Consider the following 18,860-nt stretch of genomic DNA (forward strand, 5'->3'; position numbering starts at 1 on the left):
CTGGGCACTTTCCAGCAGAGCCCCGGCAACGGGGCTCTGCCCCCCCCCGCCCCCGCCAAGACACGCAATGAGAGCCAAGCCATGAACGATACCCCCCACGCACACGGCGCGTCGCACGGGAGCGCTGAGCGCCGCGTCTTTCTGCATGTGCGCGATGTACACAAACGCTTCGCCGGCGTGCACGCGCTGCGCGGCATTTCGCTGACCATAGAAGCCGGTGAGATCTACCACCTGCTGGGCGAAAACGGCTGCGGCAAAAGCACGCTGATCAAGATCATCTCCGGCGCCCAGCCGCCCAGCCAGGGCGATCTGGTGGTGGACGGCGTCGCCCATGCCGAACTGTCGCCACTGCAGGCGCTGACGCTGGGCATCGAGACCGTGTACCAGGATCTGTCGCTGCTGCCCAATATGAGCGTGGCCGAGAACGTGGCGCTCAGCGAACAGCTGGTGCACACCGGCGGTCGGCTGGCACGCCGCTTTGACCGCGCGGCCGTGGCCGCCACCGCCAGGCGCGCACTGGCCACGGTAAACCTGCCCACCGACGACGATTTTCTGGCCACCCGCGTGGGCGAGCTGCCCCTGGCAACGCGCCAGCTGCTGGCCATCGCTCGGGCCATCGCCACCCGCGCCCGCATGGTCATCATGGACGAACCAACCACATCCTTGACGCAAAAGGAGGTGGACAACCTGGTCCGCGTGGTCGAGGGCCTGCGCGCCAGCGGCGTGGCGGTTTTGTTCGTCAGCCACAAGTTGGACGAATGCTTTGCCATTGGCGGCCAGGCCATCGTGTTCCGCGACGGCGCCAAGGTCACGCAAGGTCCGATCCAGAATTTCACCAAAGCCGAACTCAGCCACTGGATGACCGGCAAGCAGCTCGACGGCGCGCGCTACCGCCAGCAGTCACACAGCCATGTCCCGTTGCTGCGCGTGGACAAGCTAGGCCATGGCCAGGCCTTCGCCGACGTGAGTTTCGAACTGCACAAAGGCGAGATCCTGGGCATTACCGGCCTGCTGGATTCGGGCCGCAATGAGCTGGCACTGGCTCTGGCCGGCGTGCAGGCCGCAGACGCAGGGCGCATCACCCTGGGCGCCGAATCGATTGCGCTCAAAACCCCGCGCGACGCCATCCAGCACGGCATAGGCTATGTGCCTGAAGACCGCATCAACGAGGGCCTGTTCCTGGACAAGTCCATCCGCGACAACATCGTGACCGTGGTGCTGAACCGCCTGAGGGGTCGCACCGGCGCGCTGGACGCCAAAAAATGCCAGACCCTGGCCGATGCCACCATCCAGAACCTGCAGATCGCCACCCCCGATGTGGATCGCGCTGTGCAGTCGCTGTCCGGCGGTAACCAACAGCGCGTCTTGATTGGCCGCTGGCTGGCCATCCAGCCGCGCGTGTTGATACTGCACGGGCCGACCGTGGGCGTGGACGTGGGCTCCAAAGACACCATTTACCGCATCATCCAGAAGCTGGCCGATGACGGCCTGGGCGTCATCCTGGTGAGCGACGACCTGCCTGAGCTGCTACAGAACTGCGACCGCATCATGATGATGAGCAAAGGCCGCGTTACGCAGACCTTCGACGCCGAAGGCCTGGACGAAAGCGAGCTCTACCGCACCTTGGTTTCCGACAACTCCTCCATCACCACACCATGACTGCAACTGTCTCCTCTGCAGCGGTGCCGCGCGCCGCATCGGCCCCCTCTCCTTCCAAGGCCAGGTCCTGGCTCCACTGGATGGGCCGTAATCCGTCGGCCCTGACGCTGCTGCTGATCGTGCTGGTCAGCCTGGCGGTGGGCATCGTCAACCCCAGCTTCTTCCAGCTGCCGGTGCTGTTCGACATTCTGCGGGCCTGTACGGTGTTGGGCCTGTTTGCACTGGGCGTACTGATTGTGCTGGCCGCGGGCGGCATCGATGTGTCGTTTGCCGCCATCGCAGCGCTGACCATGTACGGCATCACCAAGCTGGTACTCACCCATTTCCCAGACACTTCTATCGCTTTAATTTTGATAGCAGGCTGCGCCGGAGGTACGGCGCTGGGGGCCTTAAATGGCTTGATGGTGCATTGGCTGAAGGCGCCCTCGCTGATCGTCACCATAGGCACCCAGTACCTGTACCGCGGCATCCTGCTGACCTTTGTGGGCACGGTGTTCTTCATGAACGTGCCCGCCTCCATGGATGCGTTCGGCAAGCTGGCCCTGTGGCGCCATGACACGCCCGAGGGCCTGCACTCGGTATTGCCCCTGACATTTTTGGTGCTGATACTGGCCGCCGGCCTGACCTGGTGGCTACTGAACCGCACCCTGGTGGGCCGCGCTGTCTACGCCATTGGCGGCAGCCTGACAATTGCCGAGCGCCTGGGCTACAACTTGCGCACGGTGCATGTGTTCGTGTTTGCCTATGCCGGCCTTCTATCGGGACTGGCGGGCATCGTGCATGTGTCCAGCACGCGCCTGGCCAACCCTTTCGACCTGGTGGGCAGCGAGCTGGATGTAATTGCCGCAGTCATCCTGGGCGGCGCCCGCATCACTGGCGGCAGCGGTACGGTGGGCGGCACCCTGCTGGGCGTGCTGCTGGTCACGCTGATCAACAATGTGCTGATACTGGCCGGTGTGCCCAGTACCTGGCAAAAGGTCATCATCGGCGCATTTATCTTGCTGGCCGGCACCTGTTTTGCCTGGCGAAAATCCAACTGAGAGCCTGTGAGGAAACAGACCGGGCCGCATAACTTCGCCCGAGCGTTTCCTGTATTTAGCAAAGAGATTGCTCGGTGATAGTTTCGGAAATGAGCAGTGTCTTCATCATAGATTTTTAAATCGCCGCGTCCTTGAGCCTCTTGAAGAAAGTTGCGCGGAGCTTCACCGTGGCTGGCTTGGCTTTGAAAACCTGCTCTTCCTTGGTGAACGGATTGATACTTTTTCGGGCCTTCTTGGCCGGCACCTGGATGGCGCGACGCGCACCAGACCTGGAATGGCGAACTCGCCAGCACCCTTCTTGTGCAGCGATGCCAGCATCGTCGCTTCCAAAGCTGCCAGCAGGGCACGTACGCCTTTGATCTCTACGCCAGACGCTGCTGCCAGATGTGCAGTCAGTTTGGTCTTGTTGAGCTTGTCTTTGAAAGGCTTGGCCTTGGCTAAATCGGCAGCTGCTTTAGCATCAACCGATTTAGCCGGTGCGGCTTTCTTGGCCACGGTGTGTTGCTGCCGCGGACAGATTGATCAGGAGCGATCAAGAGGTGTCTGCAATCAGTGGGCATAAATCGATGCAGATGCTTAAGCGGTACACGCACTTGAGAGCCGAGGACCTGGTTGCGAAACTTGACAAGTTAAATGCTTGATTCGCGGCCGATCGACTTGAACGTCGGCAAGTACCTCAGAGGCCGGAGAACAGCATGGCCGAGTCCTTGGCTGCACCCCTCGCAGAGCTGTTTCAGCCGACGGCCGCTTCAGGCTGGTTGCGGTCGTTGGCACCTGTCTGCCGAATAGGTACTACCGGCCAAAACCAGTCACTCAACTTCGCCTATTGGGTTCCACAGTAAGTACACCGGTTCCAGATAAATCTTCGATCCGATGAACGCTGATCCGTGGCAGGCCTCGCGGCTCGCTCGATAGCGCACGGAGATTTTTCAAGGTTGTAGGGCCGAACTCATTGCTCAGCGCTTGCTGTGCTGGGCAGCGCTACTCCTTTTCCATCGCGTGGTCTGGATCAACCCCGTGTGGGCATCTCAGCCTCCGCTTCCGCTTGACTCGCAATCCATGCCTCAAATCTCATTAGCGCCGGATTGCTGGATTGAGTGGCAGGCCATCTGAGAAAGTAACTGCGGTTGGCCTTCCAGCCCACGTCGCTCAATCGAACAAGCTGGCCAGTGTCCATGGCGCCAGACACAATGTATTTCGGTAACAAGGCGATGCCGATGCTGCCCATCGCGGCCGATAAGGCCAAAGAGGCCTGCGCGTAGACGGGGCCTTGCTCCGCTCTTTCAGCCAAGCTTGCGCTCCTTAGGCCGGCGACCTTGATCCAAGCCGCCCAGCCTCCCGCCATGCTGGTCCGGATCAAAGAGTAGTTTGACAGCAGATAGATCAGCCCATCTACAGACAGCGCGCCATTGGCTTCCATCGCAACACCAGAGCGCTCGATCAGGCTGACACTGGCGTAGGGTTGGTACACCAACGAGAGCACCTCGCGTGCATCAATACCCGGCGTGGCCCCCTCGCACAACTCGATTGCGGCGTCATCGTTGCTGTTGAAGGCATTCTCGCCGTCGACCCGATTGGTGAGATTGAGCATGATGTCCCGGTGGGACTCGACAAAGCTGCTCAGCCGCGGCATCAACCAGAAATTGGCAAAGGCCGAGGGCACTGCGATGTTCAATCGATGCCCAGCTTCGTCGCCTGACACTGCGCGCACGGCGGCGCGCTGGAGCTGATGCAACACGGTCGAAGTGTCTTCCCAGTAGCGCAACCCCGCTGGCGTGAGCTTGAGCCCGCTGCGGTCCCGGTCAAATAGTTCGATGCCCAAGGTTTGCTCCAGCGCCTGAATGTGATGGCTGACAGCGCTTTGCGTAAGGTTCACGGCCTGGGCAGCCTTCGTGAAGCTGAGAAGGCGAGCGCTCGCATCGAAGCACCGGAGAGCGGTAGTCGAGGGCAAATGGTGCATGCATCAATTTTATGAGGGCTGCCATTCGAAATATCCGTTTGCCGGATCACAAGGCGGTTTTTACCATCCGCTTCGACACCCATGCACTTTTGTGTAACCAGCGCCGCTTGCTGGAAAGGTGGCGTCGACCAACTCAAATAATAGGGACATTCCTTGAAAAACATGAACCACCAAACGCGCCTCACGGCAGGTAAATTGCTGGGCTGTGCCCTTGCACTCCATGCAGCCATTGCATCCGCGCAGACCACACCCTATCCCAGCCGGCTGATCCAGCTGATTGCACAGCAGCCACCCGGTAGCCAGTCCGAGGCGATCAGCCGGGTGTGGGCCGACTGCGCCTCGCGCGAGCTTGGGCAGCCCATCGTGACTCTCAACAAGCCAGGCGCCAACGGCGTGCTCGCGACAAATTTCCTGAAAAGCCAGCCGGCCGACGGCTACAACGTCATGACGGTGGGGATGTCGCAGATGACGATCACGCCCTACATCTACAAACAACTGCCGTACAACCCGCAGAAAGATTTCGCTGGCATTACCGTGCTGAGTACTTCTCCATTGCTGCTGGTCGCAAGCGTCTCCAGCGGCATCAAGCAGTATTCGGACATTGCTACGGCAGCAAAGAAGGCAGCCGGCGGCATCGATTTCGGCTCCCCCGGCAAAGGAAGCCCGGCGCATCTGCTGACTGCTGGTGTGGCGCAGCAGCTGAAGGTGGAAAGCACGCATGTGCCTTTCGTTGGAGAAGGTGCGGCCGTGACCGCTTTAATGGGTGGCCAGATTCAAATCATGACGGTGACCTCCGGCACCGCCGCGCCGCTCATCAAGGACGGCCGGATGATTCCGCTGGCCATCTACACGGAGACCCGCGACAAGGCGTTCCCACAGGTTCCCACCATCCTCGAATTGACCGGCTCGAAAGAGATGGCGCTACCCGGCTGGCTGGCGTTGGTGGCAAAGGCCGGAACGCCACCCGATGTGTTGAAGCGGCTGGGCGACGTAACAGCCAAGTGCGTTGCCTCCGAAGCGTACAACACCCGCATGGAGGCCATCAATGCCGTGCCGGTGAAATCGTCGCCGGCCGACGTGAAGCTCTGGACGGACCGGTACACGGCCGTGTTCAAACCCTTGATCGAAAGGCTGGACCTTGCTGAATGACACCGTCCCGGAGGGCGCGCGCAGCAGCGATTCTCTGTCCGCGCCTCGCAACACCGTTCGCACCGCGTTGGATCATGGTGGGGTTTTGGAGGGCACCCTGGAGGGCGGCGTCGCGGTTTACCGTGGCGTTCGTTATGGGCTAGCACCTTTTGGGGCGCTACGTTTCAAGCCGCCCGTGCCCGTGCCGGCATGGACCGGATCGAGGCCGGCGTTTACTTTCGCGCCGGCCTCTCCCCAAGCGGCACGCGTGCCGGGTGCTTCGATGTTCGGCGGGGAGGATTGCCTGGCCCTGAATATCTGGGCGCCTGCCGATGCGGCCGCCAGTTGCCCTGTCATGGTGTGGGTTCCTGGCGGAGCCTACATGCGCGGCGACGCTGCCGATCCGGTGTACGACGGGGCCAAATTCGCCAAGAACGGCATCGTCTTCATATCGGTGAATTACCGCGTGGGCGTGGACGGCTTCATGTCAATGCCGGGGGCGCCGGCCAACCGGGGACTCCTCGACCAAATTACGGCGCTGCGTTGGGTACAACACAACATCGCGGCGTTCGGCGGCGACCCATCGCGCGTTACTGTTGCCGGTGGTTCGGCTGGCGCTGGCGCCATCGCATGCCTCATGGGTATGCCCTGCGCCGAAGGGCTCTTCGACAAAGTAATTCTGCAAAGCCCGAGCCTGGCCACCCACACGGCCACCGAGGCCGATGTGGCTGCGAACGCCATTGCTGCGCTGCTGGCCGTGCCGCTGACGCGGGAAGCCCTCTCGGCAGTGCCATTGCCGACCTTGGTGGCCACGCTCAAGCGGCTGGCGGACGACCCCGCCCTGCGCCGAAGCTTCGGCTTCAACACGCGCAACTTCTTTCCGATCAGGGCCGTGGTGGACGGGTCGGTCCTCGAGGCACCACCCTTGCAGGCGATGGCGGACGCCTGGGTCATGCGTTCGCGCCGTATCTCAGTGCTGGTCGGGTGCAATCGCGAGGAAATGCGGCTATATGCCGTGCCCACGGGCGCCATGGAGCGCACCACCGAGGCCGACCTACGGGAATTTACCCGTGACGTAGGCATGACGGCCGAAATGGCGTGCCGTTACGCCATCGATCCGGTCACCGGCGCCGGACGCACACCGGGAGAGACACTCTGCGCCATGCAGTCGGACTACTTCTATCGCACTGCTGCTCGCAGCATCGCCAAAGAGGCCAGCGCTGCGGGAGTTCCGGCTTACCTCTATGAGTTCGATTGGTCATCGCCCAAATGCGACGGAAGATTGGGCGCGGCTCACGGTATCGAAATCCCGTTCGTCTTCGATCAGGTGGCCACCATGGCCGGTGACGAGATCACCGGGCCGGGGGCACCAACCGCGCTAGCCAAATTCATGCACGGCTCCTGGGTTCGCTTTGTCAAAGAGGGGTGTCCCGGTTGGCCATCGCATGGCACCGCAAGTGCTTCACTCATGCATTTCGATGTGCGTTGTCAGTTCAGCGAAGATCATCCGCATCATTTTTTTATGGGCCGGCAGGCCTCAGCTTGCACCCCTAATATGACGGCTTGCGAGAAGACTTGACTGGCTTCTTTGGGCCCGAAGCCGCTTTGCGGATTGCTCCACTGCTGTCATTCGTTAGGGTGCAACGAAAGGCTGTGGAACAACTGGAGTGCCTAGGCGCATAGCTTTGTTCTCTCATTCGAGGCCGCCATCCTGTAGCTTGAAAAGAATATCTTGCATCGAGAAGAAATTATTGAATTGAGCTTGCTCGGAGCCGCTACACAACGGTCCCGACAAGTCGTTTTTCCTGCCATGCGGCAAACGCTGGCGCATCCATTGGCTTGGCGATCAGATAGCCCTGGGCCGCATCGCATCCAGATTCGGCGATCAGATCCCACTGGGACTCAGTCTCGATCCCTTCGGCCACAAGCATGGGGCCGAGCGCATGAACAAGCTGTGTAACCGCAGAGAACATCACGGCGTCGCCATGGCTTTCTGTCGCATGGACAATGAAGCTGCGATCCAACTTCACTGAAGTCAGAGGAAGCCGAGGCAACTGCGACAGTGTGGAATAGCCGACCCCAAAGTCGTCCATGGCAACCTTGAAGCCCATTTCGCGTGCCTGCAACAGTGCCACTGTAGCCGCCGGCGTCGCAAAAACGCTTTCAGTCACTTCGATGCAAAATCGGTTTTCGGTCAGCCCATGGCTATGTACGATGGCGGCCAGATCCGCAATCACGTCCCCTTCCGCAAACTGAACCGGCGAAACATTGATGTTCAGGACAGGCACCTGACCAGGGCGCGACGTCTCCCACGCTGCGGCCTGCTGCACGGCCAACCGCATAAGCTTGCGTCCCAATATGGCCATCAGCCCGACTTTTTCGGCGAGAAGAATGAATCTGTCTGGCGGAATCATGCCCAACTGCGGATGCCGCCAACGTGCCAACGCTTCGACGGCCACGAGTTTCCGATCTTTCACGCTAACTACCGGTTGGTAGAAGAGCTCGAGTTCTTCATCGGAGATCAATGCCTTGTGCAGCGATTGCTCGAGTTCCACATCTTGCTGTCGAATGTCATGCATGGAGCGGGTGAAAACGACCGACTGATTTCCGCCACGGGCTTTTGCCACATACATGGCATCGTCTGCAGCCTGCCGAAGATCTGTCTCTCCCGCACTGTCCGTGTGCGCAATGCCAACGCTTGCGGTCAGGCGGAAGTGTTGATCCTCCATGACAAAGGGTCTCGCCAGCTCCGCGACGACCTCTGCGCCCATCAACTCCGCCTCTGTCAAAGCCACCCCGCCCATATAGATCGCAAACTCGTCGCCACCTAGCCGCCCCACGGAGGCGCCTTTGCTAATCGCCACCAAGCGGCGTGCGACCTCTTTCAAGACCAGGTCGCCTTGCGCTGAGCCCAACGCTTCGTTCACGGATCTGAAACGGTCTATATCAATGAAAAGACTGGCTGAAGGCAGATGATTCGCGAGATTGGCAGCGCGAAGAGCCGCCACGCTGTCCCGGTTCAGCAAGCCGGTAAGAGCATCGCGGCGGGCTGTTCGCTCAAGTAGTCGCTGGGCGACCCGCCGCAGCCGAAAATGCCTGTCCGCTCGCATGATGGAGACGGCGATCACGACCCAGGTCAAGCCGATAGCGAATACAGTCGCAGAAACCAGCAACGTCCCGTCTGCAGGCAGCGGAATCCCAGGATTGTCGATACGGTATGAAACGACCCATCCCGTTAGGACCAGAAGGACGGTTGAGCCCCCCAGCAGAGTGCGGGCTAGACGGCCGGGTTCGGTCGGTGCCGTGACGGCACGCATAAAGCCGTGGCGGGCAGTTCCGAGCAGCAGCGCGGTGGAAAGGGCGACGATGCCAAACAGGGATGGCAATCCGACAGATCCCCAAAAGGGGGATAGTTCGGCGAGGACACCTGTCACGGCCAGTAGCATGAGCGCCAGAGCGCCGCACGCAAGTATTTGAGATATTCGCGGGTAAAGGGAACGCCGCAAGAGCTCGCCAACCGACAACAGCAGCAGCGCCCCTGCGATGTTGGGCTTCATCGAATAAGACGTGTCTACAGCCCACCAGGAATATGCGGCATCAGGACCTACCATCGGTGTAGCGCTTCGTGTGCTGACCAATAGAAAAGCGAGCTTCGCCAGCATCATGGCGATCAAGGTAAGCAGAGCGAAGCAGGCGCCACGGTGCAACCATGAGCCGCGTTTTGGCAATGGTGCCATGCCTAGCGCCAAGAGCACGAGACAGATTGCGGTGTAAGGGCGCGTTCGAGCGAGTTCTGCGGGCCAATAAGGCGTCGCCTGGAGCTGAAAGACGTATCCGGCAAGGACCGTCAACCCCATGCAACCGGCCAAAAGGGTCGCCATCCGGCGCACTCCAATAAACGAACGTGGCGCGCTTTTTTTCAAGATGGGCACAACACCTGCGTCCAAGGCCACTGGCATCGCGCCGATTCGGATGGATCCTGTACTACCCATGGATTGACCTTGTTCATAGGAAACCGTCCCAAACACCGGCCTTGAGCCTGCCCTGGGTCAAAAATCCTTACATCGAGTAAGAGTTTGTATTCTGCAGTCTGGGTCGTCGTATGTTGTCGTAGCTTGAAACGCCGGTAGGTGCTAGCGTCATCAAGAATATGGAGAAATGGAGGGCGGGCTGTAATACCCAGTGCTGGCCGATTTTGTTCCACCGAGGGTCATCGGACCATATTGTGGCGACGTTCGTCAACGCGAAGACGGCGCCGTCGCACCTTCAACAGGAGCACATCATGGACCATGACAAATCTACCAGTCCCGCGACCCCATGGAATAAGGGGAAAATCGTCGGCCAGAAAGCCCCCTTCAAGATGCGGGATATCTGGGCCATTCGGGTCCGATTGCAGATGCAATCAAGGCGACGTGAGCTGGCCATTTCCAATGCTATATGGTTTTACAGCTGCACCCATTCACGTTACAAAACACGATAAAACCACAGTTCTATTCCATCTTTGCTGCGAATTCCTGTGCCGATGTAGATACTGCGGTTCAGCCAGTCGTAACGTCCCGATGGCGCTTCTATTTTTGGTGTGCAGCGGAAATAGTTTTCGTGCGGCAGCTCAGTTTGACCAAGTTCCACAGTCCTTGATTGCGTATGTCGAATCCCCATGTTCGTGACCTTCAAAAGAACGCCGTCGTCAGTGCGCAGCAGATAGTTGGCATCGATTTCCGTGACACCATCCAGACGTGTCAGCTGCAGATCGATGCCACCAGGTAGCAACGTACCGCGGAGACGTGGACCCTCAAAGGTTGCTTGATCGTCCAGTGCAACTAAGCGCCGGTTACCGAGAGGGCCAGGTCCCATCTCATGGATGATCGGACGGCCGGTACCTTTGAATACGAACAGGAACTGCAGTTGAATATCCATATCAACTACCTATTTCAGCATGTAGTAATGCAGGAACAGCACCTTCGGATGCCGCTCGCCGAGGCCGACGAACACATGGTGGTTCAGCCAGTCGTACTTGCCAGTCGGTGATTCAAAGCGGGTATAGGTTCGCAAGTAATACGCGGACGGATCGGGTACACCTTGCTTCGACTCGAGGTGTGAAATCACGTTCTCCGGCCCGTGCCGGTAGCCAGTGTTGACGATGTTGATGTACACCCCGTCATCCGTCATCAGCGTGTAGCGTGCATCAACCAAACCGACCTTGTCCGGACGGATCAGAGGCCAGTCACCTCCACCAGCAAGAATGGTACCGCGCAGCTTCGGCCCCTCGAAGTCGCCACCGACAATAGACAACATCTTGCGTACTCCCATGCCGCCAACGTCACCCAGCGTACGGATTTCCGGCACCACCAGCACACGTGATCGAAACGCGAGCTCGAGTTCAGGAAGCATGGTCGTTCCGAGCTTAGTGGGACGAATCGAATCGTCAAGTTGGAAAGTTTCAGTCATATAAGGTTCCTTTCTCTCATTCTTCCAGTTTGAATCCGGAGGCACGGATCACCGGCCCCCATGCCGTCAGTTCAGCCCCGATCTGGGCAGCGAAATCCGTACGGCTGTTGGCAATAGGCTCCTGCCCACCGTCGGCTAACAACTTCCGCAGGTCGGGCTGTTGAAGCGCGGCAACCACTTTCTGGTGCAGGTTGTCGACGATGTCCGTTGGCGTCTTCGCAGGAAGGAACAATCCGGTCCATTCACTGGCAACAACGGAAGAAAATCCAGCCTCTGAAAATGTAGGTACGTCCGGTAAGTATGGTGAGCGCTGGGGCTGCGACATGGCAAGCACCTTGATGCGACCTGCCTTGTGCTGGTCGATCACGAAGCGGCCGATGATGCCTGCATAGGCAGGCACCTGACCCGCCAGCAAATCCTGTTGCGCGGGTGCGGCCCCCTTGTAGGGTACGTGCGCCATCTCCAGGCCAGCAGCCTTGGCAAACATCGCGCCCATAAAATGCGCCCCAGAGCCAGCGCCCGGGGAAGCGTAGGTCGCGTTCTTCGGGTCGGACTTGGCCCATCGCACGTATTCGGCCAGGGTCGTTCCCTTGGCTGCCGGCCCTACGACGAACCCGAGCGGCACCGTCGCGATTCCAGTCACCGGAATGAAGTCGCGCACTGGGTCGTAGCGCCGATCATTTGGAAAGAGATTGGGTACGATAGTGATCGTCGTCGAAGGCGCAAGCAACATGGTGCGGCCGTTGGGTGCCGCCTGCTTGACCTGCGTTGCGGCCAGGCGACCCGACACGCCGGGCACGTTCTCGACGATGACCGGGGCTTCCAGCGACTCGCGCAGCTTGTCGGCCAGCTTGCGTGCGATTGCGTCCGCACCTGCGCCGGCCGCAAAACCCACAATGATGCGAAAGTTGTTGCCCTGGGCGTTTGCCGCGATAGGCACACCGATTGCGGCGGCGGCACCGCCGCCAATAATGAAGTCTCTACGTTTCAAGATTTTTCTCCTCAGAAGGGGATGATGGATCGACCACCTCAAAGCATCGCGTAATAACGCAGGTGCAGCAGATCCGGGTGGCGCTCGCCAATTCCGACGAAGACGGTTTGGCCAAGCCATTGGTGCGGTCCCGCCGGTGCATCGAACATCGACCAGGTGCGGAAGTAATAGTCACGCGCATCCACGACTTCGCGACGGCTCAGCAAGCGCACCATCACCTCTGGCGGCCCGCGCCGGAAGCCACTGTTGCGCACGCCGATCACGGTACCGTCGTCGCAGACGAAGGAATAACGGGCATCGATGCGCGATACACCGTCCGGATACACCAGAGGCCACTCGGTGCCGCCCGGCATCAGTTTGCCGCTGACCCGCGGGCCGCGCACGTCGCCGCCGTCAATGGTCATCATCAGCATGTCGCTACCGCCGCCGTTGATTTGCTGCAGGCGCGAGATCGGCCCGGTCACCACCCGCATGTGGAACGCGAACTCGAATTGCGGCGGCATGTCGGGCAGCCAGTGCGGCTGCTGGTCGTCGTTCAGTTCAATCATGGTTGTTTTACTCAGTGCAGATTGCACTCACAACAGACGGTAGACACGCAGAACCGCCGTGCGATTGGCTCCGGGCTGCGACTGTCCTGCAACGCCGACGAACAGGTTGTAGTTCATCCAGGCGTAAGCGGAATCCACCGGTGCCTGGATATCGATTAAGACGCGCAACAGATTGGGAGCGGGCTGCACCTTCTCCGAGGCCAGCAGACTGCCTGTCATCTTCGACGGGTCGTAGCGAAAACCTTTGACCGTGACAAAAAGGTGTACACCGTCCTCGGTCAAAAAAACGTAGTTGACGTCGGTCAGACGCACCCCGTTGCCGTAATAGACGGGCCAGTCCTTGGTCGATGGTAAGACTGTGCCGCGCAATCCAGGCCCTTCAAAACTGCCGCCGAGCAGTTGTAACGCGCCACGCTCGTGACGGTCGCTGTAATTGCCCATCATCTTCAGCTCGCCAAGCTTGACGCGTGCTTCGTAGACAAAGTCCAGGCGCGGCGGTGTCGGCGCCACAGCGACCATCGCAGCAGGTGCCGATGGCACAAAGGCCTGCGCAGACGCTGTGCCTATATGGACAATCCATACCAGCGCCAGCAATGTGGAAAAGAAGGATCGAATATTCAGGTTCATGCTCAGCTAGTCCGTTCAAAAATCGTGGGTCAGACCAACGTGCGGCACAAGCTGGGATCGCCCAGAAGCAGCCACCAGCGTCGGCATGACGGCGTTGCGTGCCGTTCCAGATGCTTTTTGATAATTGATGTTGCCGTAGATCTTGGTTCGCTTCGACAAGTTGTAGATGTAGCCAACCGAATACTGGTCCCAACTCGCGCTTTCGAGCTTGGAATGGGTCATGCCTGCGCCGATGGATGCCAAACCGATCGGATAGCTAACACCAATATCCATGCTATCCAGCGACGTCGATTTGCCGCTGCGCTCGATGCGAACGCTGGTGTAAGCAAAGTGTGGTTTGAAGGACCCAAAGTTGTAGTTCACGCCGAAGCCGCGCGGAGTCACCTTGTCGGCGACGATCGATCCCGCGGTGGCACCGAAGAACGTGGCCACACCCAGATCGGCCGATGGGTTGATGGTCTGCCGCTTCGTTGAAGCAAATGACACCGCAATATCTAGCGGGCCATTTGCGTAGCTTAGCCCACCACTAATGGTGCGCTGCCCCGTATCCTCTCCGGGTGCGGTAAGGAGCGCCAGTTGTGCACCACCGCCAAATACCGGGCTGACATATTTGATGGAGTTATCAATCCGAAATCCGCTCACGCGATCGTAGTCGCCATGGTGAAAGCCATAAACTGCACCGATATCACCCGCTGTTGAGTAGCGAACCAAACGATTCATCATGTCATACTGGCGACCCAAAGTAATTGCCCCTAGGGACTTGCTGGATAGTCCAACCCACGACTGCCGCCCAAACAACCGACCACCCTGGCCAGCAGCACCGGCGTCGGCGAGAATACCTTGCTCGAGCGTGAACACGGCGCTCAATCCACCGCCCAGGTCTTCGGTTCCTGTGAATCCAAGTCTCCCAGCGCGCAGCACACCCGACTCTTCAAGCCAGCGCGAACCGCCGCTTGAGCTGTTGACGTGCGTAATACCAAGCCCCACTGTCCCGTAGATGGTGACGCTGCTCGATTGGGCCATGGCAGCCACGGCAGGCAAGGCGGCGGCGAGGGTAATACAAATTGTTCTTTTCATTTTGTCTCCTGGGTGTCGTTAAAGGGTTTTAGTGGTCGAAGAGTCTGTGGAAGAAGGTGCAAAACGCGTGAGGACCGTCAGTAACGTGGCGGCACCAAGAGGTAGCAAGGCGGCCAACATAAGCACCTGCGCATTGGTCCAATGCGCGCTGAGCAACATGCCGGCCAGCGCCGGACCGAGCACGGAACCGAGACGCCCCGTGCCCAGCGCCCAACCCGTAGCAGTCGAGTGCTGGTCCGACGGGTACAACAGCGAAGGCAGCGCATTTAGCGCACCTTGACCACCAAGGACGAGGAAGCCTCCGGTGAATGCAGCGACCAGTAAGAGTTGAAAGTCGAACTGTCCATTGGCAAGTACAAACATGCTCGCAGCGCAACAAACGAAGCCAATGCTGAGCACGCGGCGGTAGCCGAACGCATCGATAAAGCGCCCGAACAACAACGCACCAGCTACCCCGCCGAAATTGAACACCGTCGTCGCGATCAACGACTCACTTGGCGTACCGTGGGCACGCTGTAGCAGCTCGGGCAGCCAATTGGCGAGGAAGTACACATTCATTAGGCTCAGAAAGAAGATGCCGGACAGCAGCATCGACACGATCGCGCGCCTGCCCTGGAAGATCGTTATCAACGGCAGTCGGGTGGTACGCGCATTGACACCGCCCCAACCGACGTGGCAATCCACCGGCAGGCCTGGATAGAGACGGCGCAGCGTCGTCGCAGCCCCAACCTGCCCATTGCGTCGACGCAACAGACAGGGAATCGAATCAGGCAGCAGTGCCAGCATCAACGGCAACAACAACAAAGGGAAAGCGCCGGCGGCAAGATAGACATCACGCCAGCTGTGACTCGCAAGTAGCCAGGTGCTAAGTAGGCCAGCCAGCGCGGCACCCACCGGGAACCCGCAACCGGTCATCGTGACCAGCGTGGCACGCCGCTGACGCGGTGCAAGTTGCGACGCAAGTGCCACCAGATTGGGCAGCGAACCGCCAACTCCCACACCGGTAACAAAACGCAGCGCCGCGAGCTGCTCGACCGTATGGACATACGCCATAGCCAGCGTCGCCACTCCGATGACAGCGGTCAGCCAAATAACGATGCGGCGCGGGCCAAGCGTATCGCCCAGGGCGCCCAAAGTCAGCGCACCCAGTGCACTGCCGGCGAGCCCGACGCTGAAGAGTATCCCCATTGCAGCCTTGCTGACACCCCAGTCCTTGGCTATGGTTGGCGCGAGATAACTCGTGACCTGCGTGTCGATACCGTCGATCGCGAGCGTAAGGAAGATGAGCAGGAAGACAATGATCCGCCGCCACTGCAACGGTTGTTCATCAGGGAGCACGCTCGCGTCAATCGTGATTTCAGATTTCATGGTAAGTCTCGGACTTGAGGCGGACCGGGTCAGAACGGATAGTGGCGGGGCGCGGTCTGCACGGTAATCCAGCGCAGATCGGTGAATTCGGCAATGCCGGCGGCACCGCCGAAGCGGCCCCAGCCGCTGCCCTTGACACCGCCAAATGGCATCTGTGCCTCGTCATGCACCGTCGGGCCGTTGACATGGCACATACCCGATTCGATTCGTTGGGCGACGCTCCAGGCCCGCGCCACGTCTCGGCCGAACACGGCGGCGGAGAGGCCGAATTCGTTGTCATTCGCGCAGGCGATGGCCGCCTCAACCCCGGAAACACGTACAACACCCTTAACCGGGCCAAAGCTTTCCTCATGAAAAATCTTCATCGCTGGGGTCACATGGTCGAGCAGAGTCGCCGGCATCAACGTCGTGTCGGCGCGGCCGCCGCACACCAGGGTCGCGCCTTGTGCCAGTGCATCGTCGATCAAAGAATTGCAGCGCGCGACGGTGCCCATGTCGACCACGGAGCCGAGCACCACTGGGCCCTTCGAGTTGTCGCGCGGATCACCGAGCGGCAGCGTGCGCAGCTTGTCGGCCAGCTTGGCGACAAAGGCATCAGCTACCGCGTTGTCGACCACCAGGCGCTCGGTGGACATGCAGATCTGGCCCGAGTTGGCATACCCACCAAAGGCAGCGGCGGCTACTGCGGCATCGAGATCGGCGTCGTCCAGAACGAGGAAAGGAGCCTTGCCGCCCAGCTCCAGCACCGAGGGCTTGAGGTGGCGCGCGCAGCTCATCGCAATCAAGCGGCCGACGCGTGTCGAACCAGTGAAGTTGATGCGGCGCACTGCGCTGTGGGCGATCATGGCCTCCACGATTTCTGCCGCATCGGCCGGCGCATTGGTGACGAAATTGACTACCCCAGGCGGTATGCCGCCCGCCTGCAGAGCCTGAACGATCAAGCCTTGGGTGGCCGGGCACAGCTCGGAGCCTTTGAGCACCACGGTGTTACCGCAGGCCAGTGGTACCGCAATGGCACGTACACCCAGAATCACCGGCGCATTCCACGGCGCAATGCCAAGCACGACGCCAGCGGGTTGGCGCACGGCAAGTGCCAGACTGCCGGGAATATCTGACGGAATGACCGTGCCGGCAATCTGCGTGGTAAGCGCCGCGGCGTCACGCAGCATATCGGCGGCCAAATGCACATTGAAACCAGCCCACAACGCTGAAGCACCCGTCTCGGCCGCCATCGCAGCAGCAAATGCATCGCCCCGCGCCTCGAGCGCGTCAGCGGCCAAGGTAAGTGTCCGGCGGCGTTCGCTGGGACCTAACGCCGACCACGCGGGGAATGCCTTCGCCGCCGCCTCGACTGCAGCTACCGCATCGCCAGCGGTACCGGCGGCAGCCCGCGAGGCCACACTGCCGTCCAGGGGGTTTAGACGCTCGAAAGTAGCCTGGTTATGGGCGAGCGTAGGCTCGCCCCCGATCAGCATAGGGGTTATTTTTATCATATGTCTCCTCTTGGATTCGTTCGTTACCGGGGGCGCTCAGGGCTTATGAGCCAAGTCTTTTTCGTGAACCCATCCGCCATGCAAGCCAGGCCGCAACCGCACCGGCAGCTTGATCACACACACCGGACCAGCGTCCACGTTGAGCGCATCAAACAGGCGAAGGTCGGTGGTGAGTTTTTCGAGATTGCAGAACAGCGCGCCCACCCAGCCTTCCCCCTCGGCGGCATCAGGCCCCTTGCCGATGAAAAAGGGCTCCTGCGGACCTTCGTTCGGACCCGCAAAATAAGTGCGGGTTTTGCCGCTGACCACATCGACATGGGCGAGCGAGTTGAAGACCATCTTCTGGTGGATGAAGGGACGGTCCGGATCCTGCGCTAGCAGCCAGGCATGGCGGTACTTGCGCATGGCGTAACGTGGGTCGATGCACGGAAACTCGACCACAGAGTCTGACAGGCGTTCATTGCCAAAGGTCTCGCCATCGCCGTTCATGTCCAGCGTCCAGCGCGACAGGTAAGGCAACACAACCTTGGGATTGAACGGGGCACCGGTCACGTCCGGGAAAAACGGGAATACGTTACCTTGCGCCTGCGCGCCGTCGATATAGACCTTGCCGTCCTTGTCAAAGCCATTCACAAAGTGCGCTTCGAAACAGGTCGGTCCGCGGAACCAGCGAATCTGGTCTCCCCGTCCGTAGCGGGGCATTACACCGACGTAGACGGGCAACGCGCTATCCCACATGAACACGCTTTCGCCGCGCTGAGCACGCTCCAAACTGCTGGTGATCGGTGTGATCGGGAACGCGACGTAGTTTTCGGTGACGACGAAGTCGTGCACCATGGCGCTGTAGGGTGCCTCGAACCAGGCCTCGTGGGTGATACGTCCTTCCTTGTCGGCCACGTAGTAGGCGATGTCCTTGGTGGCCACGCCCTTGGCCGCGTAGCCGAAACCGAACAGCTCACCACTCTTGGGGTCAATCTTAGGATGGGCGGTGTAGGTCTGGCTCTTGAACTTCGCGTTCTCGGACGAGAACTGACCATCGAACCAGTAGTAGCCCTGCGTTCGCAGCGTATGCGGGTCCATGGCCAGCGGCGGGCTGTCTTCTTTAAAGGCCAGCAAGCGTCCATGGTGGTAGACCACATTGGTGTTGGCGGTGCCTCGGATTTGGCCGGCCACCTCTGGAACATCGGTGAAGGGATTTCGGTAGGCACCGAATAGCGCCTTGCGCGCCGCGCGCTCCAACTTGAACTTGTCCGTCTCAGCGTAACGCGCCTTGAAATCGACGTGGCCATTCTTGAACGTGAAGGCGGTAACGATGCCGTCGCCATTGAAATGGATATCGCTGCCGAGCTTCGGGGGATACGCAGGGTCAGGACCGACGCGGAAGAACGTCCCAGCCAGTTCCTTCGGAACTTCTCCACTCACGACCTCGAGGTCATGGATTTCGCCTTCGAAGCGGCCAGGTGCGTTGTATCCGGTGTAAACAGGGGTATCAGGAAAAGTGTTGTGCATTATGGTGAGCCT

General features: G+C 60.0%; 16 protein-coding genes and 2 pseudogenes. 6 read left to right on the plus strand and 12 right to left on the minus strand.

The window, feature by feature from the left end:
• The first annotated feature begins 81 nt into the window (after window positions 1-81).
• Together BLT66_RS18330 and BLT66_RS18335 are read left to right on the plus strand one after the other, a co-directional pair.
• Window positions 82-1,659, plus strand: coding sequence for a sugar ABC transporter ATP-binding protein (locus BLT66_RS18330; protein WP_092759766.1), 1,578 nt, complete (start codon window positions 82-84; stop codon window positions 1,657-1,659).
• An 80-nt stretch (window positions 1,660-1,739) separates the two neighbouring features.
• Window positions 1,740-2,699 (plus strand): ABC transporter permease, encoded by a 960-nt coding sequence (locus BLT66_RS18335; RefSeq protein WP_255406997.1) that lies wholly within the window; start codon window positions 1,740-1,742, stop codon window positions 2,697-2,699.
• Between the two features lie 162 nt (window positions 2,700-2,861).
• Here the strand turns inward: BLT66_RS18335 and BLT66_RS18340 are convergent, their stop codons facing one another.
• Window positions 2,862-3,194 (minus strand): HU family DNA-binding protein, encoded by a 333-nt coding sequence (locus BLT66_RS18340; protein WP_369821614.1) that lies wholly within the window; start codon window positions 3,192-3,194, stop codon window positions 2,862-2,864.
• 32 nt (window positions 3,195-3,226) lie between these two features.
• On the opposite strand from BLT66_RS18340, the pseudogene BLT66_RS27230 reads away from it, so the two are divergent.
• A pseudogene (locus BLT66_RS27230) lies at window positions 3,227-3,340 on the plus strand (site-specific integrase); the annotation flags it as partial.
• Between the two features lie 368 nt (window positions 3,341-3,708).
• Here the strand turns inward: BLT66_RS27230 and BLT66_RS18345 are convergent.
• Window positions 3,709-4,659, minus strand: coding sequence for a LysR family transcriptional regulator (locus tag BLT66_RS18345; protein ID WP_092759770.1), 951 nt, complete (start codon window positions 4,657-4,659; stop codon window positions 3,709-3,711).
• A 162-nt stretch (window positions 4,660-4,821) separates the two neighbouring features.
• Here BLT66_RS18345 and BLT66_RS18350 point away from each other — a divergent pair, with 162 nt between their 5' ends.
• Window positions 4,822-5,808 carry a Bug family tripartite tricarboxylate transporter substrate binding protein gene (locus BLT66_RS18350; protein WP_092759772.1) on the plus strand — a complete coding sequence of 329 codons (987 nt, stop codon included), beginning with the start codon at window positions 4,822-4,824 and terminating at the stop codon, window positions 5,806-5,808.
• Window positions 5,798-7,366, plus strand: coding sequence for a carboxylesterase/lipase family protein (locus tag BLT66_RS18355; protein ID WP_255406985.1), 1,569 nt, complete (start codon window positions 5,798-5,800; stop codon window positions 7,364-7,366). Before BLT66_RS18350 ends, BLT66_RS18355 begins: the two co-directional genes overlap by 11 nt.
• A 196-nt stretch (window positions 7,367-7,562) precedes the next feature.
• Here the strand turns inward: BLT66_RS18355 and BLT66_RS18360 are convergent, their stop codons facing one another.
• The gene (locus tag BLT66_RS18360; protein ID WP_092759774.1) at window positions 7,563-9,779 is read right to left on the minus strand and encodes a putative bifunctional diguanylate cyclase/phosphodiesterase; all 2,217 of its coding nucleotides are present in this window, start codon (window positions 9,777-9,779) and stop codon (window positions 7,563-7,565) included.
• Window positions 9,780-10,069: 290 nt separating this feature from the next.
• Here BLT66_RS18360 and BLT66_RS27235 point away from each other — a divergent pair.
• Window positions 10,070-10,219, plus strand: a pseudogene (locus tag BLT66_RS27235) (integrase); the annotation flags it as partial.
• A 32-nt stretch (window positions 10,220-10,251) separates the two neighbouring features.
• Here the strand turns inward: BLT66_RS27235 and BLT66_RS18370 are convergent.
• From BLT66_RS18370 to BLT66_RS18410, 9 genes are all read right to left on the minus strand, one after another.
• Window positions 10,252-10,704: a DUF3237 domain-containing protein gene (locus BLT66_RS18370; RefSeq protein WP_092759776.1), complete on the minus strand. Its 453-nt coding sequence runs from the start codon at window positions 10,702-10,704 to the stop codon at window positions 10,252-10,254.
• Between the two features lie 9 nt (window positions 10,705-10,713).
• A complete protein-coding gene (locus BLT66_RS18375; protein ID WP_176955094.1) occupies window positions 10,714-11,178 on the minus strand; it encodes a DUF3237 domain-containing protein in 465 nt (154 codons plus the stop codon).
• Window positions 11,179-11,251: 73 nt separating this feature from the next.
• Window positions 11,252-12,226, minus strand: coding sequence for a Bug family tripartite tricarboxylate transporter substrate binding protein (locus BLT66_RS18380; RefSeq protein WP_176955095.1), 975 nt, complete (start codon window positions 12,224-12,226; stop codon window positions 11,252-11,254).
• A 38-nt stretch (window positions 12,227-12,264) separates the two neighbouring features.
• On the minus strand, window positions 12,265-12,774 hold the full coding sequence (locus BLT66_RS18385) for a DUF3237 domain-containing protein (RefSeq protein ID WP_092759783.1): 510 nt from the start codon (window positions 12,772-12,774) through the stop codon (window positions 12,265-12,267).
• Between the two features lie 27 nt (window positions 12,775-12,801).
• The gene (locus BLT66_RS18390; RefSeq protein WP_092759785.1) at window positions 12,802-13,401 is read right to left on the minus strand and encodes a DUF3237 family protein; all 600 of its coding nucleotides are present in this window, start codon (window positions 13,399-13,401) and stop codon (window positions 12,802-12,804) included.
• 15 nt (window positions 13,402-13,416) lie between these two features.
• Complete coding sequence (locus tag BLT66_RS18395; RefSeq protein ID WP_092759788.1) at window positions 13,417-14,478, minus strand: porin; 1,062 nt, start codon at window positions 14,476-14,478, stop codon at window positions 13,417-13,419.
• Between the two features lie 18 nt (window positions 14,479-14,496).
• On the minus strand, window positions 14,497-15,846 hold the full coding sequence (locus BLT66_RS18400) for an MFS transporter (RefSeq protein ID WP_092759790.1): 1,350 nt from the start codon (window positions 15,844-15,846) through the stop codon (window positions 14,497-14,499).
• Between the two features lie 29 nt (window positions 15,847-15,875).
• Window positions 15,876-17,339: an aldehyde dehydrogenase gene (locus BLT66_RS18405; RefSeq protein WP_369821615.1), complete on the minus strand. Its 1,464-nt coding sequence runs from the start codon at window positions 17,337-17,339 to the stop codon at window positions 15,876-15,878.
• A 36-nt stretch (window positions 17,340-17,375) separates the two neighbouring features.
• The gene (locus BLT66_RS18410) at window positions 17,376-18,848 is read right to left on the minus strand and encodes a carotenoid oxygenase family protein (RefSeq protein ID WP_092759792.1); all 1,473 of its coding nucleotides are present in this window, start codon (window positions 18,846-18,848) and stop codon (window positions 17,376-17,378) included.
• Window positions 18,849-18,860: the final 12 nt, after the last annotated feature.

Source organism: Rhodoferax sp. OV413 (assembly GCF_900104385.1).
Taxonomy (GTDB): Bacteria; Pseudomonadota; Gammaproteobacteria; order Burkholderiales; family Burkholderiaceae_C; genus Rhodoferax_B.

Bases quoted from the DNA above. Each gene is read 5' to 3' on its own strand.
- BLT66_RS18330 (WP_092759766.1), top strand. From the start codon at position 82: ATGAACGATACCCCCCACGCACACGGCGCGTCGCACGGGAGCGCTGAG.
- BLT66_RS18390 (WP_092759785.1), bottom strand. From the start codon at position 13,401: ATGAACCTGAATATTCGATCCTTCTTTTCCACATTGCTGGCGCTGGTA.
- BLT66_RS18410 (WP_092759792.1), bottom strand. From the start codon at position 18,848: ATGCACAACACTTTTCCTGATACCCCTGTTTACACCGGATACAACGCA.
- BLT66_RS18395 (WP_092759788.1), bottom strand. From the start codon at position 14,478: ATGAAAAGAACAATTTGTATTACCCTCGCCGCCGCCTTGCCTGCCGTG.
- BLT66_RS18400 (WP_092759790.1), bottom strand. From the start codon at position 15,846: ATGAAATCTGAAATCACGATTGACGCGAGCGTGCTCCCTGATGAACAA.
- BLT66_RS18385 (WP_092759783.1), bottom strand. From the start codon at position 12,774: ATGATTGAACTGAACGACGACCAGCAGCCGCACTGGCTGCCCGACATG.
- BLT66_RS18350 (WP_092759772.1), top strand. From the start codon at position 4,822: ATGAACCACCAAACGCGCCTCACGGCAGGTAAATTGCTGGGCTGTGCC.
- BLT66_RS18405 (WP_369821615.1), bottom strand. From the start codon at position 17,339: ATGATAAAAATAACCCCTATGCTGATCGGGGGCGAGCCTACGCTCGCC.
- BLT66_RS18345 (WP_092759770.1), bottom strand. From the start codon at position 4,659: ATGCACCATTTGCCCTCGACTACCGCTCTCCGGTGCTTCGATGCGAGC.
- BLT66_RS18360 (WP_092759774.1), bottom strand. From the start codon at position 9,779: ATGGGTAGTACAGGATCCATCCGAATCGGCGCGATGCCAGTGGCCTTG.
- BLT66_RS18335 (WP_255406997.1), top strand. From the start codon at position 1,740: ATGGGCCGTAATCCGTCGGCCCTGACGCTGCTGCTGATCGTGCTGGTC.
- BLT66_RS18375 (WP_176955094.1), bottom strand. From the start codon at position 11,178: ATGCTTCCTGAACTCGAGCTCGCGTTTCGATCACGTGTGCTGGTGGTG.
- BLT66_RS18370 (WP_092759776.1), bottom strand. From the start codon at position 10,704: ATGGATATTCAACTGCAGTTCCTGTTCGTATTCAAAGGTACCGGCCGT.